This window comes from Faecalimonas nexilis, assembly GCF_059731825.1.
In genome coordinates, this window is sequence record NZ_AP029189.1 from 2,221,744 (window position 1) to 2,244,606 (window position 22,863).

The following is a 22,863-nucleotide window of genomic DNA, read 5'->3' on the forward strand; positions in this document are numbered from 1 at the left end:
TTGATTAGCCACTCATCAGAGTGGCATATTTTATAAGTTACTTTCTACATTTCTCTGGCAACTTATCTGACCAAGGAAGCAGATCCTCACAGAAACTTGTATCATGATCTTCCATATGTTTTGGAATCTCTGTGAGTAAATATTCAAAATAATCGTATGGTTTCAGATTGTTTGCTTTTGCTGTTTCAGCAATACTATAGATGATTGCACTTGCTTCAGCTCCTGCAATGGTATCAATCATGACCCAGTTTTTCTTGCCAACACAGAATGGGCGGATTGCCTGTTCTGCGGCATTATTGTCTAGTGGGACATCACCATCTTCAAGAAACACACGCAAATATTTTTCCTGATTCAATGAATACGTGAATCCATTTGCTGTTTTACTCTTTGGCATCACAGACAACAAGTTTTGTTTTGCCCACGCAAAATAAGCATCTACCAGAGGCTTCACAGTCAGCTGTCGATGTTTCAAACGTTCCTCAGAACCTAACTCCTTGAGTTTATTATCCTCACGATAAATCGCTTGGATTTGTTTTAATGCAAGATATGCAAGTGACATTTTCTGACTCGCCTTCGGCAAAGCCTTTACCGCTTCATCAAAGCGACGTCTCACATGTGCCCAACATCCGGCAATCTTCAGGTCTTCACGTTCTTCTGCAATCGTGTGGTAAATCTGGTAGCCATCCGTTATACAGACTCCACGAAATTCCTTTAGGAAGGATCTTGGATGGTTTGCATTACGAGTAGGTTGATACTCATATAGGACAATCTGCTTATCAAGATACATCATTCCTGTTCGGTAAACCCACATGTAGTGCTTTGTTCCGGTTGTTCGGTATTCCTTTGAAACAAGAACCGGAATTTCATCGGCTTGAAGCACATGATATTCATATAACTTTTCGTGTAGGTAATCATAGAAAATCGACAAGTATCTTTCTGCACAAAGAATCGTCCAGCGAGCCATATCTGCTCGATCAATGTTCACTCCCATTCGTTGGAATTCTTGTTCTTGACGATAAAGCGGAACTGCATTTATATACTTTGCATTCCAAATTCCAGCGAGCAATGATGCTGATACAAGGCTGTTCCTTAATAAGTAAGCTGGATGATCTGCCCTTTTGAAATGGTTATCCTTCTTTGACTTATAGACTCCCACATGATGTTCCTCGATTTCAACTTTCATTGGTGTAAAACGGTAACGATTATATACTTCATCTTCTAATTGATACCAGCCGTCTTCTCCGAATTCAGCAATCAATTCATCCTCTGTCATCTTGTGTTCTACAGGGATGACTGGAAGATTCCGGATATCAGCAATACGTTTCCCTTTTGTCTTCTTTCCACGTTTTTTAACAGGTTCTTCTTCGGATTCATCCAGTGCTGCAACAGCCTCTGCCTCATTGAAAAAGACGATATTCCCATCAACCTCCATGAAACAAATCTGGTTATCTACACCTAGTTTCTCAGAAGATTTGCCGAAACGTTTGTTGTTCAATACAGCGACTTGCTCCAACAATAACTGCAACTTCTGATCAATATCCTTCAGTTGTGATTGTTGAACCAAAAACAGTTGAACAAGTGTAGACTTGTCAAAATGATTTAATTGTTCTTCTGTATATTCCATCGCCATAATGACACCCCTTTTCTAAGTATTATTATAGCGGATATGGCAGAAAATTGCGAATTTCATCCCCATCTGAATTCGTCATTTTGCCTATGGTTGTAAGCAACCACAATAAGATTCTACCCCATTAAAATCAAAGGCTTTTAAAGTGATTCCTATAAAATATAAGCTTGCCAAAGTGCTGTAACACACCGATAATGCCTAATAAATCACTTACTGATTATTCAAAATAAAGGGAATGAAGCACTTGATTTATCCTGTAAAATTTCTACCTTTTGCACAAGGATTATGTGGTATATTTCGGGATGGAAATCTCCTGGACCTTTCTTTTGGGAGAAATGGTCAGTCCTTCCATCAGCCAACGGAATTGTTGTCCTGTAAGTTCCTGTACTTCAGATTCATTTCTTGGCCATACAAAACTGCCTTTTTCAAGACGTTTATACAAAAGGAGTTCTTTTAAAATTTTATTACCCTCAGCTATCAGTTGTATGGAATTACGCTTTTTGCATGTTGCTAAAAACGCTGCCTTAAATTGTTCCATGCTAATCGCATGGGTATATTCATTCTGTAAAATATACAGATCGTAGTAATCTCTCAATCTTGTATTCGCTACACCTCTTGCTATTACTGTTTCCATTTTCTCTGCAAGTACTGTTTCCAAATTATAGGCTAAAATAGATATAGTACGTTCTTCAAACATCAACTTAAACGTATACAATACTTCTCTCGGTGTGATAATGTCTCCAGTGGAAATATCTACTTTTAATGGCGTCCGCATTGTTTCCAATGTAGCCTCTAGATTCACTCGTACTCCGGTATATTCTGCCTCATCCATAATTTCACCGACACTTTTTATAGAAAATGTCATACCATCATCAATGGGAACCGCAATAATTTCTTCTATCATTTCCCTTGCATTTTCTACGGACAGTGGCATATTCTTTATGGTGTATCAATATCCATTGTAGAACGAGTATCCAATCCTACCATAGCAGATACTAGCATTCCCCCTTTCAAAATAAAATTGTTTCTATATTTTGAAAGAGAAATCCGTTCTAAGAAACGCTCCATCACATAGTTACGCATAATAATCTGTGCCTGTAAGCTATCCCCTTTTGTTAAATTTCTTACTAACGCTTTCAACTGTCTTGAAGTTTTAATCATTATAACAATACCTCCAAATATGGTCTCAAAATTTTTTCTACACGAAACTCTTTTGCATATCGCATAAGTTGCGGCAGATTTTTTTCTTTACTTCGCAGGTATTCCTTTATTGCTGACTGTAAATCCTGAATCTCTACATTACTGCGGCTGCGTAATAAATCACACACGGTACGTTCCGCATTGTACGCTTTCACAAGATGTCCCTCTGGTGATTCTAAATTTACTACTCCCAACTCTAAAAGTTCTCTTTTTACACGATATACTTTTATCTTCTGCTCTTTCATACTTTTTGCATGGTATCCTGCTTTTACAGTAACCGTAAATTGTAACGGCTCTCGCTCTGCCATTCCTAACAAATAAAGCGAAGTTTCATGAGAAAAAATAATCTGTGGATATCTCGTTTGTAATAAATAAAAAGGATCTTCCCATGCATCCGGCGACAAGTAAATTCCTTTTGCCACACATTCTAATTCCATTTTCTTTGCATATTCCATAAAATAAGTTTTTGAAATTCCTGCCTCAATCACATCGGCAGTTTGAAGAACTCCATTCTTTTCACATAGCATGTTGTCTAACTTTTCTTTTTTATTCATTTTCATCACCTTACTTTCACACATTGATTATAATTTATTAATGTGTGAAAGTAAACTTTTTTTATTTATTAAAAGAAAACTTTTTCTCTACTATCACAAATTTAACAACTCCTATATATGCCTCCTCCCAAGCAAATACATCTGCACTCGTCTCAATGTGCGAATTTGTATTTTACAGAGTTTACATATTCCATGCTATGTATGCGGTATTGGCTCACCAATACCGTTATAACTATCGCTCCATCACAACCTTATTTCTTGTTGTCTGTACTTCCACACTTTCATCCGGCTCCACATTCAAAATCGGATGTTCTTTCTTATCCATACCAAGTAATGTATTTAATTCCCCTAATCTTGCGTTTTTTTCTGTAATTCATCCCGATTCATAGCAAAGTTGCCTACCACATCTATTTTCTTTTTCATAGATTCTAATTTCCTTTTAATCGCTTCACCGCATAGTTAATAACTTCTTCCGGTGTTGGCCTGTCTCCCTTATGCTTTCCAGAACTGTTTTCCACCAATTCCAAACCGCCTATACTCCTATATTGATTTGTACTCTTGATCGTGTGAATTTATAAAGTGATATTATGAAAGAGGGCGTTCTTCCGCTAAGAAAAACGCCCTTGTTTTATGAGATAATTATAAAGATATAAAGATGTATTTTCAATCCTGAGCTTTTCCGATTAATCCAGATCTTCTGTACAAGCCTGCATAGCTTCCATCACAGCATTTCTAAATCCGAATGATTCCAATCTCTTGACCATTTCAATCGTAATTCCGCCAGGTGTACATACCTGATTCTGAAGTTCTGCCGGATGTTTCCCTGAACGAAGTACCATCTCAGCACTTCCCTTTACAGCCTGTGCACTGAATTTGATTGCCTGCTCCCAGGTAAATCCTTCTCTTGCTGCTCCATTGGCCATAGCATCAATCAGCATAAATACCATTGCCGGAGAACTTCCTGTTACTGGGATAATACCATTCAGCTTGCTTTCATCCAAAATTTCTGCGATTCCAAATCCAGAGATCAGCTTTAACATGATCTCTGTCTCTTCCTTGCTTACATTCTTATTCGGTACAACGGCTGTAACAGCTGCGCCTACCTGAGCACATGTATTTGGCATGCAACGTACGATCTTCGCATCACTCCCCAAATGTTCTTCCAGTTCTGCAATTGTAACACCTGCTGCAACACACCATACGATTGTTCCATTCTCCTTAACGGTATCTTTGATTTCATCCATAATAGCCGGTACCAGCCATGGTTGTACTGCTACAAGAAGTACATCATTCTTTGCTGCAATCATATTATCATCGACAGCTGTAAATCCTGCTTCTACCGCTCTTTTTCTGCTTCCTTCAAATTTATCCGATATGGTAATATTTTCAGGTTTTACAAGATCATTATTTACAATACCTCCAAGAATCGCTCCTGAGATCAATCCATATCCAATTCCACCTAATTTCATTATTGTTTCCTCCTTCAAATCCTTTTTCATTGATAATCAATTTGTTTCCAAATTGTTACCGTATACCGCTTCTTTTTTGTCCACTTTTTTCAAAGCTCTTCGGAACATATTGACACTGGTATAAAACACTACTACTATTACCATCCACTGTAATGTGGAAATCGACATTGACTTTACAATATATACTGCAACCGCTACACCAAACACACCGCCTACAGTCAATCCCATCACTGCATGACGGTCAACCAGACCTTTTTTCAGACTCATCAGACCTGTTGTCGGAGTAGATACTGCTCCGGTACACATCATGATAGGGAATGACACCAGAGGGCTCATGCCCAGCATATAAATCATACACATACACGGTGTAAAATTACCAATACTGAAGTTTAATGCCACACCAAAGATAAAGTTACCAACACATGCGATTACCAGTTTAATTCCTTCCATTCCAATTGCGTCTCCGCCTGCCGGCAGGATTCCAAACTTGCTTCCTAGCATCAGAAGTGCTGACAGCAGAAGTCCAAATGCCATAACAATCGTAACTGTTCTTTCTGAAATCCTTGCAACCAGTTTGTTGCCAATAGCAGCTCCCAACACTCCGCATATTACAATCGGAATCAATGTGCCGAATTCCACTTTCACAGAACTAGTAAAAAGTAATGCTTCAAAGATGACCGGGATTGCAACTCCAGCATTCAATGTCCCCGGAATTTTCTTGTCATCTACTAGACGGAACAAGCCGTAGGCCGCCGTTGTTGTTGCAAATGATCCAATTCCAAGTGCATCGAAGAAGTTCACAACTGCTCCTATGATGTAATGCAGTATCGTCTCTTTTTTAGATACTCCTTCTTCTTTATTCTTCTTATAATCTCTTACAATAATGGCACCTACCACGATCGCATACACGATCAGAATAATCTGAATTATTTTTAATATCATCTAGCTATCTCCTCACTCATACTTTTCTATAATAGATTCCATTGATTTTAATTGCACATCCTGGCTGATATTCCTGTAGCTTTGATGCTATGCTCCTCATCTGCTCCTGATTTGGTGACTGGATATCTTCAAGCTCATACTTTTTCCCCATTTTTCTATAGGTATCCACTCCCAGCTTATGATATGGCAACAATTCAATGTCCCTGACTTGTTTCAATGGTCTGACAAATTCAGCCGTAAGCCTCATGTTTTCTTCTGTCATATTAATTGTAGGAATTGTCGGAATTCTCACATGAATATCTCCTGTAAACTCCGCATCCATACGACGGATATTGTCCTTGATGATTTTATTGGATGCACCTGTATATTTTAGATGCTGTTGCTCATCGGCCAGTTTGAAATCCACAAAAACCGTGTTTAGATAAGGAAGCATCTTCTCCAGTGCCTCATATGGTCCATACAGACTGGATTCAATCGCTGTATTGATTCCTTCATCCCTGCATTCTTTCAGAATATCTCGGACAAAATCCGACTGCAGAAGCACTTCTCCGCCACTGATTGTCACACCACCACCTGAATGAAAGTAAAAAACTTCATCCTTGCGTATAATCTTCATAATACTTTCCGGTGTTGCATCATATCCATAATCCATCATACATTCTATGGACTGCGACTCCGGTGTCGAACACCACTGACACCGGAGTGGGCAACCTTTCATGAACACGACAGTTCTAAGACCATCTCCGTCATGGATGGATGCTTTTTCTATCCGAAGTACCTTTCCTGTCCGTCTTTCCATTATTACCTCCTGTTAACAGGTGCTACAGAAGTTGCTCTGTGCGGTTCTAGCAATAATCTCATCCTGCACTTCTCTTCCAAGCTCCGTAAAATATGCTGTATATCCAGCTACACGCACCAGCAGACCTTTGTAATTTTCCGGCTTTTTCTGTGCTGCAAGAAGTGTCTCTTTATCGATAACGTTGAACTGTACATGATATACATCCAACGTACACAAACTTCTCAACAGTGCCATCAGCTGCCGAATACCGTTTTCAGTCTTTACCATATCCGGTTCCAGTTTCATATTAAGCAATGTTCCCTGTGTATATCTTGAATGTGGAATACTTGCAACTGACTTAATTACCGCTGCCGGTCCTTCTACGTCTGTTCCTCCATTCGGACTGATACCATCTGCAAGTGGCATCCATGCTTTTCTTCCTGATGGCAGTGCTCCAACGTCCTGTCCAAATGGTGTATTACCGGATACTGGTAAGATACCAGGTGTCATCTGTCCAAATTTACTGTGATATTTTTCAATTTCATCTGCAATAAATGTAAGCATGTGGCTAGTAATATCATTTACATCATCGTCATCATTGCCATATTTATGACTTTCTTTACAAAGTTTCTGAATCTCTTCATATCCTTCAAAATCAGCATCAAGAGCTTTCACCATATCTTCCATGCTGACCAGCTTACGGTCATATACCAGATCACGGATTGCTTCCATACTGTTTATCAAATCCGCTACACCAATCAGAATGATACCATTACCGGTGTTGTATTTCGCTCCGCCCCACGCATAATCTTTGGCATTCTTCACACATTCGCGGAAGGATAAGGAAAGTGCCGGAACGATTCGATCCATGCAGATATCATCGATAATATGGCTTTCCTTTACACAGATACGTACAGAATACTTTAATTGCTCTTTTACTGCATTTTCAAAATCCTCATATGTCTCAAATGTAGTCGGATCTCCGGTCTCTGTTGCTACCTTTCTTCCTGTCTTACGGTTCACTCCATTCGTCAATGCGAACTCAATGATACCGCCCAGATTAATATCTGCAAATGCGGAATAGTGACGCAGTCTTCCGTCTAGATTTGTCTCTACACAGCCTGCCGGATTCCAGTCATATGCTTCCTTAAGTGGAATACCTTTATTCATCAACATACGTATTCCCACATCATCATTATAGAATGCCGGGAATCCGGTACCCAGGCTGATAACTTCTGCAACCTTCTTCAAAAACTTAGTCGGATTCTTAGCCATACTGTATCTTACACACATGTTTGGCTGATAGAGCTGCACATCCTGTGTAGCCTGTAACATCATATAAGAAATATCATTAACTGCATCTCTGCCCTCTGCATCGATGCCACCACAGCACAGTGTCTGGAACATTGGATATCCTGCTGAATATCTTGCTGTTGTTGCATCCTGGAATACACATGGTTCAGAGAACTTCACCCACAGACACTCCAGAAGCTCCTGTCCTTCATCCTCTGTGATTCTTCCACTTTCAATATCGACTTTGTAATATGGATAAAAATACTGATCCATTCTTCCCGGATTATATGCTGCTGCATTCTGCTCCATAAAAATCGAAATATGATAGAAGTAGAATGACTGAATTGCCTCCTGAAATGTCCTTGCCGGATATCTCGGTACATGATGGCAAGTCTCAGCAATCGTTAATAATTCAGCTTTTCTTTCTTCGTCTTTCTCCAGCTCTGCCAGACGTTCTGCTTCTTTCGCATATCTTTCAGCCATAATGCAGATGCCTTCTGCCGAAATCAGGAGTGCCTGAAGATAATTATCTTTATCAAATGCTCCCGGGTCTGTCAGGTCAAGCGCTTCTCGCTCTGCCTTGATTGTATTCATGATACTTTCAATACCTTCATCAATAATCTGCTTGTATCCGGCAGTCGTCTCGCCCCAGCCTCGTACAGCTTTCTTATCAATGTAGATCTGTCCACTGTCTCTTAATGCGCGTACATCATCTGGAATCTGTTTGAGCCATGCTTCATAAGTGGAACGCCCTTCCCAAAATGGTTTTACTACATCCAAGAACATCTGTCTGTCTTCCGGCTTTAAAATAAAAGGATCATATTTTCTTTCATTGATGGTATCCAGTTCTTTGTCCAAGATAGACCAGCAAGTATCTGCACTGAGAATACCGCCTCGCATCTTACTTCCGGCACACCCTACGATCAGCTCTTGATCCCATATCTTGATTGTTTTCTCCTGGCACTGTCTGCGAAAAGACTTTGCTTTCTGAATAGCCAATGGCTCTCCACCCGTCTCCCTGAAACTCTCCGTCAGAATTCTTGCATTTTCTAGATCCATTTCTGGGATTGTATTAACAACACGTTCTTTCATGAAATTTATTCTTGCTCTTTGTTTCTCATTCATGATATGACTCCTCCTTCACCATATTTATCTAGTAACTTTCGAACATATTCTCTTTACTTTCTGACAAGATTATAACGTTATATTTTTAACAATTCCATTACTTTAACAAAGAAAAATATTAATTTTTCCACAAAAAATTCCACAAAAAATGTGATAAAATCCAATTCCACAACACATTATTGCACAAAAAAAATAGAATGATACACTTACATTGTGTATCATTCTCTGAACGTTATCTCTTCACAACACTAAAAAATATGATTTCTGTATTGCTTAGGTGTCATTCCATTTTTCTTTTTAAATGCCTGTATAAAATAGCTGGAATCGTTAAATCCTACACGAAATGCTATATCTGTAATATCCAAATCTGTAGTCCGCAACAATTCCATGCCTACCATAACACGATACGAAGACAGATAATGCATTGGCGTTTCCTTAATGATATCCTTAAAACAGCGTCTGCACTCTTCAATGCTAATACTTGCTGATTCAGCAATCTCTTTAAGGGTAATGGCCTCATGATAATGCTCTACAATATACTGCATCATCTTTTTCATCCGCTCCTGACGCTGCAGATAACATGCCGGCATCTTCTGCATCGTATCCGAAACATTCCGTACAATCTGCAGCCAGATGGCAGTCATCCGGACTGCAACCTCATATTCAAATGCTGTCACATTCTCTTTATTATTAAACAGCTCCCTCAGATTACGAATATCTGACAATATCTTCTCATCTTCTGCTGATTCCCGGTACAATACGCAGACAGAAAGCACATTACTCTTCAGATATGGAAGTACATAATTTTGTTCCATCCTGCTTCCCGGGAAAAATCCAAGTAATTTCTCTGGAAACATAAAGCCTTCATATTGCCCATCTTCTGAAATACTTGTTGTCACATGAATAAGTCCACTGTTGATAAACAGTGCCTCTCCTTCTTTTAGCACATACTCTCTTCCCTCCACCTGCATTGTAAGTTCTCCTTTACTTACATATGTGAATTGTATTTCATCATGCCAGTGAACATCATGAAAACCTCTTCCATTCGGGAAAATATCATATTTGGTTATCGTATGCATACTGACTGGAAAAGCACAGTCATTATAATTCGGACATTCAGGCATCTTTGAGACTTCTTCTTTTGCTTTCTCCATATTACTTACCTCCCTGTATAACATCTCCCAGTGCATCTCCTCTTACCATGTCTCCGGCAATAATTGATGCGAAAAGATCATCAGTCCCCGAATAACTTCCGCCAATATATGGAAATGCAATTAGCTCGCAATCTTCTTTATCAATGATCAGATTACCAATCTTTTCTTCTCCATTTTCTATCAGATAAATCTCTGTTACCAGAATCTGCTTTGCTCCCTTTTGTAACAGACTGTCTCATAATTCTCTTTCGTTAGCAGGCACAGCTCTTTCAGATTAGGAGTAAGAACATCCGCCTGACAGGTGAGTTCTTTCATCTTTGCCAGCAGTCCATCAGTAAACATATCATACTTTACCCCATCATCACCCATCACTGATATCACCGGAATCGCTGCTGTCAGCGAATATTTGACAAATCCGGACAGATTCTTAATCACTGCGCTCTTTTTTGTCATTAGTCTACTCGTCTCCCTGTTTGATATTATATCCGCATATGTGAAAAAAGATCAACACTATTATAGTAACAGCATCGATTCTTTTTTGTCAATATTTTAACACTACTCAATGGCACCTAACTTTGAAAATTTGAAATTCAGTGTCAAATTTTGTTCGACTTATATATTTTTTATTCTCAATGTTTGATTTAAAAAGTTCTAATTCTTTGCTGAGTTTCAAAGAATATTTTTCCTCTAGTGTGTTGGCATGTATATATTTAGCATTACTGCCACTTACACGGAAGTGGCAGTAAATTTGGGATATAGCGAATTCAATTTGATTCGTGCATCAGCAGTTTTAAATTGCCAATCCACCTTTGCCGCCCTTGTATTACGCTCGGTTTCCTATGCCGATAATTCGCTGCGGAGATGATTGATATCGTCAATTCGCCGTGACAGGCACTGGCGTGTCATTACATTAAGTTCTATTTCAGCGATATCCAGCCAGCTTCCATGTTTCGGTGTATAATGGATTTCCAAGCGTTTTATAAGACGCCTTGCTTCTGCCGCAGGATACTTTTTATATAAGGATGCCGGTTTATGGGTATTAAGGTTATCCATTACAAGAATGGTTTTTTCCACTTCTGGGTACATGACATCAACAAGGTATTTTATTTCTTCTGCCCAGTCAACTGCAGTCCGGTGCTCCCGGACACTGACATGATGCTTCCCAGCAAGAGGTTCTATGAAAGCAAAGATGCTACATGTACCATTACGGATATATTCGGAATCTACTTTCCGGTCATCGCCCGGGCGCATTGGCAGCGGTTCCCTTGTCTCTCCCAACAGCTGGTATGGTTTTTCATCCATGCAGACGACCGGATGCATTGGGTCATACGCGAGTTCATAGACATCGAGAACATCTTCCATACATGCTATGAATTCTGCATCCTCTTTTGGCGGGATGCACCAATAGTCATTGAGGTGAGGTCTAAGTTCATTTTTTTTAATACCCTGCGGATTGTTTCTCTGCTGACTGGTGTTTCCAGTTCAATACGTGCTTTCTCTTCCAGAAGTCGGAGTGTCCTTCGGGAGTGTCCTTCGGGTGCCGGACCGCAAGCAATTTGAATCAAATGCGCTTCTGTCCGTCCATCTGCCTTGCGTAATGCCGCACTTGAATTTGGGCTGATGTTGTATTTGACGATATTAGTAATACCGTTCTTAACATAAGATTGGATAATATTTGTAACCGTAGCCGGACAGACCGCATAAGTATGTGCAATTTGTGAGTGGGTCAAACCAGTACCACTGACTTCATCTAACTCTAATAAAATCTGACATCTCTTTAGGACGGTTTTACAGGTTTTCTTATCCCTGATAACCTTACGAAGAGCTGACACTTCATTGTCACTGAGTATAATATGATATGTTTTTGGTCTTGCCATAATGAATCACCGCCGTTTCTTTTTAGTATATCATGAAACGGCATGAAGCAAAAGAATAATTGTGTTAAATATAAATATGTCAATACACTAGTCTTTAACATTATTTTCCCCAAATTTAAGGGCATATTGCAAAATGCAATACACCCTCAACACTCACAGCGTTCCCTTTCTATTTTTAAACAACAAGTAAATTCCTCGTTAAGAGGTTGGGTAAATTTCTTTACCCAATACCCTACCCAATCTGTACCCAAAATAGCACGATATTTTGTGAGATTTTACAGTAGTTTATAACACTTGTCAAAATAGCCAGAAATCGCTTAAATACGCTATTTAATTCGCTTTTTACCAGTCTTACGATTGATAAATTAGTTTCCCATCTGCTTTGCGAAGTTTTACTTTAGCAGTTATTTTCTAAATCTTGCTTTTCTGCTAAAACTCAGGCTTTTTCCATTTTTTCAATCTGCCTTTAAACTATTTCCAAAGATATTCCGCCCTAACTTTTTGAGTAGACGGTTATCACTACAATATTCCAATCACATCATTGTACTCAAGCGTCTGATTATTGTTCCCATTTTCTAAGAAATCCCCAAGGCGCTCTGCTTCTTTTAATTTAATATCATCTAAGACATGTGTGTACGACACTGTTGTATTGTAATTAGCATGTCCCATAATCTCCTGCACTGTCCTAGGTGTCATACCCTTTTCAAAACATCTTGTTGCAAATGTATGTCTAAGTGCATGAGGGTGAATCTTTTCAAAATTTTTTGGAATTCCACCAGAGTATAATGCTTCTGTACGAAATATATCATTGATCTGTTGAGTGATATAACGCATATCACTTTCAATGTTATATCTTCCTATTGGAGAGCCCATTGACGTCAGAAATACCAAGTTTCCCATTTCCTCTGGTTTTCTCCAACGATCTCCCAAATCCTTTTTTCTTCTTTTCACTTTTTCAAATTGTTGCTCAAGTATCTTTTGTGTTTCTCCAAAAAAAGGAACTTTTCTTACTGAATTTTCAGTTTTAGGAGATGTTAATCTCATTGTTTTTTTACCATCTTCATATTGATAAGACAATGTTCTTTTCACATAAATAAATCTGTTTGAAAAATCAATATCTTCCCATTGCAAGCCACCAACTTCACCAATCCGAAGTCCTGTAAGTAACATAAATTTGTACAGTTCCTCATACCAACTTTTATTTTGAGCAAGATAGTCTAGAAAAATTCTTTGTTCTTCAACCGTCAATACTCTTCTTTCTACTTTTTCACATTTAGGTACAATAGTTCCAACTACCGGATTTATCCTCATAAGCCCATTTGCTATTGCAGCCTCGATGCAGTTCTGTAAAATCCCTGTTGCTTCTCTAATAGATTTTGAACTTCTTCCAGATTCTACCATGTCAGCTATTGCCGTTTGTACATGAAGCTGTCGTATATCTGCTAAATATTTTGAACCTATGCGCACTCCATAATAGTTTAAAAACTTTCTTTTATACGCTGGAGAACCTCCATCTTTCAATGTTGGCGCTTTATATTTGCTATACCATTCTTCAAACCATTCACTCAGTGTAATTCCTGTTCCATCTTCTTCTGGTAACAAATTACTTCTTTTTAGATCATCAACAGCTCTTACCAATTCCTTTTTTAGCTCTTTTACTTTCCAGCCATATAACACAATTGGCTTTCCTTCCACCTGCGCTCTACCCATATAGCGCCCATCTGGTCTTTGTGACAATCCCCGTCCTAACTCCTTGCCTTTTAAGTCTTTACCCATAATTACTGTCCTTTCATAATTGCACCCACAATTTTAAAACGTGAATTACCGGCAATACTTAAAATACACCCAGAAATCAGATGCCCTCTTTTTTCTTTAAATCAGAATATTTACCTTTATTAAACTTTATATTTCCATAAAAATCACTCATTCCAGAGTTTTTTTCAAAGGTTTCTAAGCTCATAATAACCATATCTCCATACCCATTCTTAGTTATAAACACAGGTTCTTCTGAACTATGGCATATTTCTGAAATAGCATTTGTATCTCTTAATTCCCTAATCGGAATTATTCTTGGCATCTTTTCATCTCCTTTCGCTTTTATTGTAGCATAATTATGACACATGTTCAAGATGTATTTTAAATATTTTTCTGTAGCTTCACATTGTTAGTTGAAATTTAGCATTTCTTTTTAATTCATTATCAAACAACTCTTTATGTATAAATACCCTTCGTCCTATCCTAACAACGTATTTGCAGCATGGATTGGAAATCAATTCTCTCGCTTTGGTCTTTCCAATTCCCACATAATGACAAAATTCATCTACTGTTAATAAAGTCTTTTCATATTTCATTTTAAAACTTCCTTTCTTCTTATTTTATATATACATCCTGTAGGTACTGTCGGGAAACAGTTCATTGGATTTTCACCATCTTTTCAGACCGGAGCAGCCTTCTCCAGAAGTATCATTATCAAAAGTAGCATCTTCGCACAAAATCCCATTTTTGTTTGAATATTCCGGATGGTTTTACATCAGCTGTCCGGTGATATGGAAATCACTTTTTAGATCCGTTTTTGTGCATACCGAATCATAATTTCTGTTGAGACATTGGTAAAGACTGCTACGCACCGCAGATGCGGCAAGGTCTTGACCAATATCCAAACAGAAATGGATAAGTCATCAAGCACAAAATAGGCGATTTCCGAGTACCGGAACTCTGATTTCCAAATTTCCGGAAGTGTGATTTCATCGCACAAGAATATTCATTTGTTCGCACCTCAATATTACTCGCTCGTACTATTCAACTTTATAGCATGATGTCGCAAAGTTGAATATTTTAATAGTCATGGCGTACTGATTGCCGGCTCCACCACTTTCTATGTCCTACAAGAATTCTGTTCTATTATCAAGGTGCTATAATGGTTGTTTTAAATTACTTTTTACGTACCAATTTAAATCCCAAAATTGTTTTAATCAACTTTGCTTCTAGACTACTACGAAGATTTTCATCTATACAATAATACTCATTTCCATATTTATCATACATTCTCCGAACAGCCAGACAAGATATATATCCTTCATAATGTTTTAACACCTTGTTAATTGATACAATATCTCCTTCTACTGCTTTTTGAATCACAGCGAATGGTACTAATTTTATTTTTTCTGTGTTTTTATCTGTTATTTCCATATCTGTATTGCTCCATCGTATTTTTCAATAATTCTAAAGATCGTATTCTATGCTCACATACTGTACTTCTTACAAGATTTAGCTTTCTTGCAATTGCAGCATCTGACATTCCCTGAAAATAAGCTAAGAAAATAACCTCTTTTTTTCTATCTGTCAATGTTTCTATTGCTTTTGCCAACAGTTCATCTTTTATCTTTACATCAAACTGTATGTCTATCAGAGAATAGTTTTCTACATCATACTCATCTGTCATAGATATTTTCCCAAAATCGGCTTCCGGCAATTCACAAAATAAGACTTCGTGTTCCCGTCGATAAGAAAGATGTCTGTCATAATCTATTTTCTCCCCCTTCAATGCCAATTTACATTTACGATCAAATTGATGCCGAATTGTTTGTTCGTCATAGGAAGAAGATTGCCCCATAGAGTTCACCTCCTTCCTATTTAAAGATAAGAGCAAAGTTCTTTTCTCTTTTCGTTCTTATCCCGAATGAGTCATATAGAATGTTCGGCTGTTCTATATAAAAAATTTTTTAAATAAAAACAATGCAATAAAAAATAAAAAGCATATTCAAAAAAACAAATAATCTTGCTTTTTTAAATATACTTTTATTCATAATACTCATGTACTGATAGTTCAGTTTTTCTCCAAAATAAACCTAGAACAATTGTACAACAAATGTACTTTTCTCTTTCAATTGTTATATACATCCCCAAAATCGCTGTATACATAATACCCCCTCTTGACCAAACATCGTCAAAAGGGGGGTATCTATATTTCCACTGCTCCTCGCAAAAGAACTGACAGTTCGTATATATCTGTATCTTTATGCCATTATATTATTTAAAGAAATAGTTTATATTTATAAAAGAGGCGGTGAACTATCAGTGCATGAAATATCTGATACTTTAGGCGATGTTGTAAAGGCTGCTCGTGAAAATAAATCTATTACTATTGAATGCTTGGCTGAAAAGTTAGGTATTAGCGAGCGTTATTTATATCGTATAGAAAATGAACACAAAAAACCGAGTTACTCTATCCTATATAAGCTTATCAGAGAACTTGGAATAAATCCTGATAATATTTTTTATCCTGAAAAAAATTCTTCTATAACGGAATTCGACTCAATAATACGCCAACTGTATACTTGTGATAAGCGTTCATTACAAATAGTACAAGCTACACTTCAAGCCGCTTTGGAAAGTCAAACAATTAAATAGTATCATTTATAAAAGGCATATAAATAATTTATTTTAGTGCCTTTTAGTGTTACTGGATAATTTCTTTTGTATAAGAAGCCACCTCATTTTCATTTAATTTTACGAGTTTTTCAATTTTTCCATCCTGATTCCTTTCAACTTTCAAGGAAACACTATTTTTAATATTTACATCTCCTTGGATCAGTTTATATCCATCCTGATCATAAAAAATGTAAATATCTTTATCCTCATATCGCCAAAGTTCTCTTTCCGAATCATATATGACTCCATACAAAGAATAATCTTCTAGTGTATCATCTTTTACTTTATCATCACCTGCTTCAAAAGACTGAACTCCATTGAGAATAATAGTTTCCTTTAATTTCTCTGTATTTTTGTCAAATTCTTCTTTGGTTAGCACTTTTAATCCCTCTAATTTATAAGTTTTACTTCGCTGTGCTTCAATATCAATTTCTCCGTCAGAAAAAGAAAAACCTTCCGTATTTCCAGATGCATCTTTTTTATCTGAAAATTTTCTCACTAACTTTCCTTCATAATAAAATCTCTTTTCCTCATTATTATACTTTAAACCATATTTTTCATATTTTTCATATTTCTTAGAATCAAACGCATCTGTTGTATCTGCACTTTTATGACTACTGTTTTCCATAGCCTGTATATTATCTTGCATATTCTTTTTGTCCTGTGTGCCACAAGCTCCCATTATTACTGCAACTAGACATATTGATCCAATAATAATATTTTTTTTCTTCATAGTTAAAATCTCCTTTCACTAAATTCATCACGCATACAGACTACTGCGATAGTCTTTCCATTTACAGAATATCACATAGAATAAAATATTGCAACTATATTTTCATATATCTTATTCTAATTTAGTAATATTCCTTTTGAGCCATGTATAATTCATAAAATTTTCCTTTTCGTTCTATAAGCTCATCAAATGTTCCATCTTCTATTACTTTTCCTTCTGAAAAAGTTAAAATTCTATCACATAGTCTACATGCACTCATTCTATGAGAAATCAAAATTAAAGTTTTATCATTATGACAAAGCTTTATCAAATTTTCATATAGTTTATTTTCACTTTTTGCATCAAGGCTAGCTGTTGGTTCATCCATAATCAGCACTTTTGCTTCTCTTACCAATCCCCTACATATTGCTAGTTTTTGCCATTGACCTCCTGACAACTCAATCCCACCCTCATTTAACTGCCCTAATTCTATATCACTATTTTTTAAAAAATAATCCAAATCAAAACTTTGAAGAAAAATATTTTCTTTTTCTAATTTTTCTTTTCCTAATGTAATATTTTCTTTTATTGTTGCATGATATTTAATAAAATTTTGAAATACGCATACTATTTTATCCATACACTTTTTATCTATATCTTTTATATCTATACCATCTATTTTTATCTTTCCCTCACTTACTGGATACATTCCCATTAAAAGATTTATAAACGTAGATTTTCCACTTCCGTTTTCGCCAACAATCACTACCTTCTCACCTGATTTAATATTCACCGATACATCATTTAAAGAGTTTTTTTTAGAATTTGGATACTTATACTTTACATTTTCAAACTGTATTGTATATGTACTACTCCTCTTATTTCCCCACTTTTTTTCTTTCAAATTTTTGAACTCATCCCATTCTTCCATAAGCCATGAAACGTCACTAAATCCTTTTATCAAATCTACAAAACATTCAACATTTTGAGTTAACAGCTGAAAAATATTAACCAGCAACATGACACTTCCAACCGTTACCATCTGATATGCAGCCAAATGACAAGTTATATAAATAAGGCTTCCAAGTATTCCATATTTTAGTATATTTACGCATAATTCGTACAAAAAATATTTTACTGACAACTCTCTATTTTTTTCGATAACCTTATCATTAGTTATTTGTGCCTTCTCTAAAAAAAAAGGTTCCAAATTTAACAATTTAATATCTTTAACATATTGTCTTTGGAATACAGCATTAAGAAAATAATTTTTTTTCCTTTCCTCTGGAAACAAATCTCTTGCGAGACAAAATTTTTCTTTATTTTTCTTCTGTTTTAAAGCTATTGACGGAACTAAACTTATAATAATTAGTATTGGGAAATACCATCTTATATCAAAAAGCATAACACAATATATGAGTATTGATATCACAATTGTCACAACCTGAAATCCTGTCGTTAAAATATCTAATACATCATCTGCCATTTTTGAATTTATTCTCTCCATTAAGTCATATACTTTTCGGTTTTCAAATTCTTCCATATCAATATTTTTAATTTTTTGATGTATACTTTTCATAATATTTTTACTAAACTGATAATTGATTCTTAAAAAAAAATGTTCCTTAACATAATTGAGAATTTGTATCAAGCACTGAAGAATTTCGTATGCAAATATCACAAACACTATTATTTGTAAATCTATTTCTGAGAAGTCACTAATACAGTCAATAATCACCTTATATATCCACGTTATAAAAGGTTCTATCATTCCTGCTGAAAGCAGCAAAACAATCATTATCACAATTCTTTGTAACAATCTTTTGTCTATTATTTCTTTTATCATTTTGATACATATTTTCATCTTATTCATCTCACTTATACCATTTACTTTGTTCCATGTAATATTTTTGAAAAATACTAGTATTATTCAAAAGTTCTTTATACGTACCTTCTTCTACAATTTGTCCATTTTGCAAAGTTACTATTTTATCTGCGAATTTAGTCAATCCTATTCTATGAGTTATTATAATCACTGTCTTATCTTTTAATAATTCTTCTATCTCTTTAAAGCATTCTCTCTCTGCGACAGGATCCATAGCAGATGTTGGCTCATCAAATACAATAATCTCAGCATTTCTAATTAGCGCACGAAGTAAAGCTATCTTTTGCCATTGCCCACCTGATAATTCAAGTCCATTTTCATAAATTTCAGGTCCCAAAAGACTATCAAGTCCATTTGGCAGATTTTCGATAAATTGAAATTCTTTTTTGTTTTTATAAAAGTCTTCAAATTCATCAATATCGGCGCTTAAATTTCCTATAAAAATATTCTCTTTTACTTTCAAATAAAATCTACCAAAATCTTGAAAAATAGCAGCTTTTTCCCATTTTCCTATACTTATTTCTCCCTTCGTAGGTAATAATAAACCCATTATAATTTTTGCCAGCGTACTCTTGCCCGAACCATTTTCTCCTACTAAAGCTACTTTTTCCCCTTTTTTTATACATAGATTGATATTTTTTAAAACAAGATTTTTTTCATCATATCCAAAAAATATATTCTTTAGCTCAAGTTTATCAGTTATATGCTCCGGTGCATCTACATTTACTTTTTGCTCTTTTGTATTCATAATTTTTATAAATGAATCTATATAAGAAAAATCTTCTTTCGCATTCATTACATATTCTACACAAGCAAATACTGTAGTACAAAAAAGTATCTGCGCCTGAATTAACATTATTGCAACATCTGATGTTATATTTCCTTTTTTCAAATATATAAACACAAATAGAAACATGCCTCCCTCTAATAAATACATCAAAATTCCTGTAATAATATTAATTGCTGACCATCTTTTACTAAACCCTAAATGCTCCTTTGCAATTTGATCATAATTTTCCATTCTTTTTTCCACAATCCAGTCATATCCGTTATAATTTCTTATTTCCTTAGCATATTCTCTATTTTCCAATAGGTCTTTATAATAATATTCCTTATGCCACTTTTTATCTTGTTTCTTTAAAAATCGAATTGTATCTTTTGAGTTAAAAATTAGAACTATATTTTGAAATATACTCATAATTAGAAAATATGCAAAAAATTTTTTGTCTATTTTGACAAGTATAGCACATAAACTAATCATGGTGGATATAATTGCTATCAAAGAAAATATCTGACCAATAAAATCTGCGATTTTATTGTCTACTGCTTTCCTTGAGCGCTCAACATCAACTAAAAATTGTGCTGAATCAAATTTTAAAATTGATATATTATGTATTTTTCCACATAATTCATGATAAAAAACTCTAAACACTTTCTTTTGGATAAATAATTCCCAATTTTCACTGATAAAATGTTCAAAACTTCTCAATAATTGTATTACGATAAAAGCAATTATTAGTATTATTACTAATGCCTCTTTAGGGCTATTGATCTGTCTCATTATTTTTTGTACTATCAAAATGCTCCCTGATTGCAAAATTCCAATAGCAAAAAATATAAATATCATTCCCAAAAACGCCAAAATATTTCCTTTAATAATTTTTTTTATTATCCATTTATATCCTATTTCCATTGCTTTTTCCTTTTATTTCTTACAATTATTCTGTTTATCATTTCCCTATATGTATTATATTGTATATTTTTTTAATGAATATTCTTGCGACTCGAAAAATCACAAATTCAGAAATTTAGAAATCAGAGTTCTGACACCAGAAATTGCCTTTTTGTGCTTGATTACGGTTTCATTTCTATGGGAATATTTTTCAAGGTCTTGTCACATCTACAGTGAGTAGTAGCCTTTACAAATATTTCTGTAGAAATTATGCATTCAATATGCACAAAAGTGAATCTAAGAAGTGATTTCCATATATATCACCGGACAGCTAATATAAACTTATCCAGAACATTCATTTAAAAAATATTTATGCAAAAGAATTATATACTTTTTTTCTAAAATGCGTTAAAATTATAGATAAGATAAAATAAAATGGAACTTTTACCATAAAAGTTCCATTTTAAGTTAGCTATTAAAGAATTTGTAATAAGGTAACCTCTTTATATCATTTTTTTGTCAAAGACTTTTCGCAGTAAAATGTCTATATGCTTTATTAACTTATTTTACCAAGATTTACATGTAAAGTTCTTTTTACATGTGTATTTAGAGCAGTTAAAGCTTGATGTACAAGTAAAGTTTGATGTACAAGCTCTTGGTTCGATAGTTGCTACTGTTGCTTTTGTTGCTACTGGTTTTGTATAGTTCATACTAAATACCTCCTATAATTAAATCTAAATCATTTATCAAAAACAAATTCTTTAATAGCCGGTTACCTTATTGTTGTTTTAAAAAATCTTCAAGAAATTGTTCTTTTCGAAGTTCACACTCTCCATCAGTTTCTTGAATAGAACCGTTGTTCAAAGCTAGTGCTAAACACCCTTTTCCGCATGATGATTGCCATACACATTTTTCACACTCATGCATATATTTCATTCCATATCTCAGGAACCATACTAAATGAGAAAGTCTATCACCTTTACATATTTCACTTAATGTTTCGTCATAAACATTTCCTATAGAATAGTTTTCTCCTGAAAATATTTGACATAAATATACATTACCGCTTGAATCAATACGTGGTGTCAGTGGAATCTTCTTTCCATCTATACTATCCATAATTAGTGGACAAACCCCTGTAAATTCATCTGGAAAAGAAATATTTATCCCATTTTCAATATACCTCAATATTTCTTCATCTGAAGATATATTTCTAATAAACGCCTTTTTATCTTTTGGCAACAAATACATTTTATCGATATTTTTCTTTCCTCTACCAAGTAGCGTTAACGTAGCCAAGTCGATATGTTTAATTCCCTGCTCTGCTAACATTTTTATCATCTTTTTTACATCTGTAATATTAAACGCAGAAACCATGCACCTTATTAAAACTCTCTCTGCAAGCCCCGCATCAAGTAAATATTTCAAACCTTTTATAGTTTTATCAAAATTACCCTTTCCACATAATTTATCATGTGTATCTGGACATGAACCATTCAAGCTTACTTGTATAGATAAATTATGAGCTTTTAACGCTTTAGCAATTTCTGGTGTAATCAATGTTGCATTAGTTATCATTAATTTTCTTCCAAATTCTTTCTCATCTAGCTTTTTAACAAACTCCCAAATCAAAGGGTGTAATAATGGTTCCCCACCTGATAATGTAACGGTTGTATCTTCTCCATTTGGAAGACTATTAAGAATATTTTCATATTCTTTCATGTTGATTAAATTGCGCAACACGCCTGATTCATTATAACAATGTAAGCACCGTAAATTACATTCAGATGTAAGCTCTATGTACGCTCCTTGCAGACTGTAATTATCTACTAAACTTTCATTTATCATATTATTCACCTTCTATCCTTCTTTAATTAAACCGTTTTCTCCTAAGTATTCTAGAATTTCAATACAGTCATTCTTTACCGTATCATAAAACTCTGCCACATCTAATTTATACATGTGTAATACACATTGCACTACTTCTTCTAACTCCCTTCCCTCACAGTTTTGCCATATAGCAAATGCAGTATTATTCAACGTAATTATTGATTTTCCATCATTAGTAAGAACAAGTACATTCTCTTTTACATTTTCATACGGTCTATTCCTCTTTTGATATTTCATACGCAAAATTCCTCCTA

At 35.2% G+C, this 22,863-nt stretch carries 23 protein-coding genes and 1 pseudogene; 1 reads left to right on the forward strand and 23 read right to left on the reverse strand.

Annotated elements, in window-relative coordinates; translation table 11 throughout:
* Positions 1–37: 37 nt before the first annotated feature.
* The 17 genes and pseudogenes from tnpC to AC6I5B_RS11450 all read right to left on the reverse strand — a co-directional run bounded on the left by tnpC (position 38) and on the right by AC6I5B_RS11450 (position 15,632).
* The gene (tnpC, locus tag AC6I5B_RS11370) at positions 38–1,630 is read right to left on the reverse strand and encodes an IS66 family transposase (protein WP_071143845.1); all 1,593 of its coding nucleotides are present in this window, start codon (positions 1,628–1,630) and stop codon (positions 38–40) included.
* A 280-nt stretch (positions 1,631–1,910) separates the two neighbouring features.
* Positions 1,911–2,531, reverse strand: coding sequence for a nucleotidyl transferase AbiEii/AbiGii toxin family protein (locus tag AC6I5B_RS11375; RefSeq protein WP_497773348.1), 621 nt, complete (start codon positions 2,529–2,531; stop codon positions 1,911–1,913).
* Positions 2,532–2,566: 35 nt separating this feature from the next.
* Positions 2,567–2,788 carry a nucleotidyl transferase AbiEii/AbiGii toxin family protein gene (locus tag AC6I5B_RS11380; RefSeq protein WP_497773349.1) on the reverse strand — a complete coding sequence of 74 codons (222 nt, stop codon included), beginning with the start codon at positions 2,786–2,788 and terminating at the stop codon, positions 2,567–2,569.
* Positions 2,788–3,381: a type IV toxin-antitoxin system AbiEi family antitoxin domain-containing protein gene (locus AC6I5B_RS11385; protein WP_022250637.1), complete on the reverse strand. Its 594-nt coding sequence runs from the start codon at positions 3,379–3,381 to the stop codon at positions 2,788–2,790. Before AC6I5B_RS11385 ends, AC6I5B_RS11380 begins: the two co-directional genes overlap by 1 nt.
* 683 nt (positions 3,382–4,064) lie before the next feature.
* Entirely contained in the window at positions 4,065–4,850 is a 786-nt protein-coding gene (proC, locus tag AC6I5B_RS11390; RefSeq protein ID WP_071143844.1) for a pyrroline-5-carboxylate reductase, read from the reverse strand.
* 36 nt (positions 4,851–4,886) lie between these two features.
* Entirely contained in the window at positions 4,887–5,792 is a 906-nt protein-coding gene (locus AC6I5B_RS11395; protein WP_083382709.1) for a sulfite exporter TauE/SafE family protein, read from the reverse strand.
* 16 nt (positions 5,793–5,808) lie between these two features.
* Positions 5,809–6,591: a glycyl-radical enzyme activating protein gene (locus AC6I5B_RS11400; RefSeq protein ID WP_497773350.1), complete on the reverse strand. Its 783-nt coding sequence runs from the start codon at positions 6,589–6,591 to the stop codon at positions 5,809–5,811.
* A 12-nt stretch (positions 6,592–6,603) separates the two neighbouring features.
* Positions 6,604–8,988, reverse strand: a complete 2,385-nt coding sequence (locus tag AC6I5B_RS11405; protein WP_071143843.1) for a glycyl radical protein — start codon at positions 8,986–8,988, stop codon at positions 6,604–6,606.
* A gap of 248 nt (positions 8,989–9,236) precedes the next feature.
* The gene (locus tag AC6I5B_RS11410; RefSeq protein ID WP_270606579.1) at positions 9,237–10,142 is read right to left on the reverse strand and encodes an AraC family transcriptional regulator; all 906 of its coding nucleotides are present in this window, start codon (positions 10,140–10,142) and stop codon (positions 9,237–9,239) included.
* A gap of 195 nt (positions 10,143–10,337) precedes the next feature.
* Positions 10,338–10,595, reverse strand: a complete 258-nt coding sequence (locus AC6I5B_RS11415) for a carbohydrate kinase family protein (protein WP_004611334.1) — start codon at positions 10,593–10,595, stop codon at positions 10,338–10,340.
* 273 nt (positions 10,596–10,868) lie between these two features.
* Positions 10,869–11,585: pseudogene (locus tag AC6I5B_RS11420) on the reverse strand (IS630 family transposase).
* Positions 11,510–12,019, reverse strand: a complete 510-nt coding sequence (locus AC6I5B_RS11425; RefSeq protein ID WP_004611337.1) for a helix-turn-helix domain-containing protein — start codon at positions 12,017–12,019, stop codon at positions 11,510–11,512. Before AC6I5B_RS11425 ends, AC6I5B_RS11420 begins: the two are co-directional and overlap by 76 nt.
* Before the next feature lie 519 nt (positions 12,020–12,538).
* Entirely contained in the window at positions 12,539–13,795 is a 1,257-nt protein-coding gene (locus tag AC6I5B_RS11430) for a site-specific integrase (protein WP_101880354.1), read from the reverse strand.
* A 76-nt stretch (positions 13,796–13,871) separates the two neighbouring features.
* Positions 13,872–14,096, reverse strand: coding sequence for a type II toxin-antitoxin system Phd/YefM family antitoxin (locus AC6I5B_RS11435; RefSeq protein WP_242953103.1), 225 nt, complete (start codon positions 14,094–14,096; stop codon positions 13,872–13,874).
* Between the two features lie 79 nt (positions 14,097–14,175).
* Entirely contained in the window at positions 14,176–14,370 is a 195-nt protein-coding gene (locus AC6I5B_RS11440) for a MerR family transcriptional regulator (RefSeq protein WP_118384206.1), read from the reverse strand.
* Positions 14,371–14,950: 580 nt separating this feature from the next.
* On the reverse strand, positions 14,951–15,208 hold the full coding sequence (locus tag AC6I5B_RS11445; RefSeq protein WP_118384207.1) for a helix-turn-helix domain-containing protein: 258 nt from the start codon (positions 15,206–15,208) through the stop codon (positions 14,951–14,953).
* Positions 15,192–15,632 carry an RNA polymerase sigma factor gene (locus AC6I5B_RS11450; RefSeq protein ID WP_497773351.1) on the reverse strand — a complete coding sequence of 147 codons (441 nt, stop codon included), beginning with the start codon at positions 15,630–15,632 and terminating at the stop codon, positions 15,192–15,194. Before AC6I5B_RS11450 ends, AC6I5B_RS11445 begins: the two co-directional genes overlap by 17 nt.
* A 464-nt stretch (positions 15,633–16,096) precedes the next feature.
* Between AC6I5B_RS11450 and AC6I5B_RS11455 the strand changes: the two genes are divergently transcribed.
* A complete protein-coding gene (locus AC6I5B_RS11455; RefSeq protein ID WP_118384209.1) occupies positions 16,097–16,429 on the forward strand; it encodes a helix-turn-helix domain-containing protein in 333 nt (110 codons plus the stop codon).
* A gap of 49 nt (positions 16,430–16,478) precedes the next feature.
* Here the strand turns inward: AC6I5B_RS11455 and AC6I5B_RS11460 are convergent, their stop codons facing one another.
* The 6 genes from AC6I5B_RS11460 to AC6I5B_RS11485 form a co-directional block, all read right to left on the reverse strand.
* Positions 16,479–17,183, reverse strand: a complete 705-nt coding sequence (locus tag AC6I5B_RS11460) for a hypothetical protein (RefSeq protein ID WP_118384210.1) — start codon at positions 17,181–17,183, stop codon at positions 16,479–16,481.
* Positions 17,184–17,304: 121 nt separating this feature from the next.
* A complete protein-coding gene (locus AC6I5B_RS11465) occupies positions 17,305–19,026 on the reverse strand; it encodes an ABC transporter ATP-binding protein (protein WP_195484241.1) in 1,722 nt (573 codons plus the stop codon).
* 10 nt (positions 19,027–19,036) lie between these two features.
* Positions 19,037–20,740 (reverse strand): ABC transporter ATP-binding protein, encoded by a 1,704-nt coding sequence (locus tag AC6I5B_RS11470; protein ID WP_195484242.1) that lies wholly within the window; start codon positions 20,738–20,740, stop codon positions 19,037–19,039.
* Positions 20,741–21,285: 545 nt separating this feature from the next.
* Positions 21,286–21,429: a hypothetical protein gene (locus AC6I5B_RS11475; RefSeq protein WP_158567070.1), complete on the reverse strand. Its 144-nt coding sequence runs from the start codon at positions 21,427–21,429 to the stop codon at positions 21,286–21,288.
* Between the two features lie 67 nt (positions 21,430–21,496).
* Entirely contained in the window at positions 21,497–22,567 is a 1,071-nt protein-coding gene (locus AC6I5B_RS11480) for a radical SAM/SPASM domain-containing protein (protein WP_195484243.1), read from the reverse strand.
* A gap of 12 nt (positions 22,568–22,579) precedes the next feature.
* Complete coding sequence (locus AC6I5B_RS11485; RefSeq protein ID WP_118382368.1) at positions 22,580–22,846, reverse strand: PqqD family protein; 267 nt, start codon at positions 22,844–22,846, stop codon at positions 22,580–22,582.
* Between the last annotated feature and the right edge of the window lie 17 nt (positions 22,847–22,863).

Excerpts from the sequence above, each read along its gene's own strand:
- tnpC (WP_071143845.1), bottom strand. The coding sequence starts at position 1,630 with ATGGCGATGGAATATACAGAAGAACAATTAAATCATTTTGACAAGTCT.
- AC6I5B_RS11375 (WP_497773348.1), bottom strand. The coding sequence starts at position 2,531 with ATGATAGAAGAAATTATTGCGGTTCCCATTGATGATGGTATGACATTT.
- AC6I5B_RS11380 (WP_497773349.1), bottom strand. The coding sequence starts at position 2,788 with ATGATTAAAACTTCAAGACAGTTGAAAGCGTTAGTAAGAAATTTAACA.
- AC6I5B_RS11385 (WP_022250637.1), bottom strand. The coding sequence starts at position 3,381 with ATGAATAAAAAAGAAAAGTTAGACAACATGCTATGTGAAAAGAATGGA.
- proC (WP_071143844.1), bottom strand. The coding sequence starts at position 4,850 with ATGAAATTAGGTGGAATTGGATATGGATTGATCTCAGGAGCGATTCTT.
- AC6I5B_RS11395 (WP_083382709.1), bottom strand. The coding sequence starts at position 5,792 with ATGATATTAAAAATAATTCAGATTATTCTGATCGTGTATGCGATCGTG.
- AC6I5B_RS11400 (WP_497773350.1), bottom strand. The coding sequence starts at position 6,591 with ATGGAAAGACGGACAGGAAAGGTACTTCGGATAGAAAAAGCATCCATC.
- AC6I5B_RS11405 (WP_071143843.1), bottom strand. The coding sequence starts at position 8,988 with ATGAATGAGAAACAAAGAGCAAGAATAAATTTCATGAAAGAACGTGTT.
- AC6I5B_RS11410 (WP_270606579.1), bottom strand. The coding sequence starts at position 10,142 with ATGGAGAAAGCAAAAGAAGAAGTCTCAAAGATGCCTGAATGTCCGAAT.
- AC6I5B_RS11415 (WP_004611334.1), bottom strand. The coding sequence starts at position 10,595 with ATGACAAAAAAGAGCGCAGTGATTAAGAATCTGTCCGGATTTGTCAAA.
- AC6I5B_RS11425 (WP_004611337.1), bottom strand. The coding sequence starts at position 12,019 with ATGGCAAGACCAAAAACATATCATATTATACTCAGTGACAATGAAGTG.
- AC6I5B_RS11430 (WP_101880354.1), bottom strand. The coding sequence starts at position 13,795 with ATGGGTAAAGACTTAAAAGGCAAGGAGTTAGGACGGGGATTGTCACAA.
- AC6I5B_RS11435 (WP_242953103.1), bottom strand. The coding sequence starts at position 14,096 with ATGCCAAGAATAATTCCGATTAGGGAATTAAGAGATACAAATGCTATT.
- AC6I5B_RS11440 (WP_118384206.1), bottom strand. The coding sequence starts at position 14,370 with ATGAAATATGAAAAGACTTTATTAACAGTAGATGAATTTTGTCATTAT.
- AC6I5B_RS11445 (WP_118384207.1), bottom strand. The coding sequence starts at position 15,208 with ATGGAAATAACAGATAAAAACACAGAAAAAATAAAATTAGTACCATTC.
- AC6I5B_RS11450 (WP_497773351.1), bottom strand. The coding sequence starts at position 15,632 with ATGGGGCAATCTTCTTCCTATGACGAACAAACAATTCGGCATCAATTT.
- AC6I5B_RS11460 (WP_118384210.1), bottom strand. The coding sequence starts at position 17,183 with ATGAAGAAAAAAAATATTATTATTGGATCAATATGTCTAGTTGCAGTA.
- AC6I5B_RS11465 (WP_195484241.1), bottom strand. The coding sequence starts at position 19,026 with ATGAAAATATGTATCAAAATGATAAAAGAAATAATAGACAAAAGATTG.
- AC6I5B_RS11470 (WP_195484242.1), bottom strand. The coding sequence starts at position 20,740 with ATGGAAATAGGATATAAATGGATAATAAAAAAAATTATTAAAGGAAAT.
- AC6I5B_RS11475 (WP_158567070.1), bottom strand. The coding sequence starts at position 21,429 with ATGAACTATACAAAACCAGTAGCAACAAAAGCAACAGTAGCAACTATC.
- AC6I5B_RS11480 (WP_195484243.1), bottom strand. The coding sequence starts at position 22,567 with ATGATAAATGAAAGTTTAGTAGATAATTACAGTCTGCAAGGAGCGTAC.
- AC6I5B_RS11485 (WP_118382368.1), bottom strand. The coding sequence starts at position 22,846 with ATGAAATATCAAAAGAGGAATAGACCGTATGAAAATGTAAAAGAGAAT.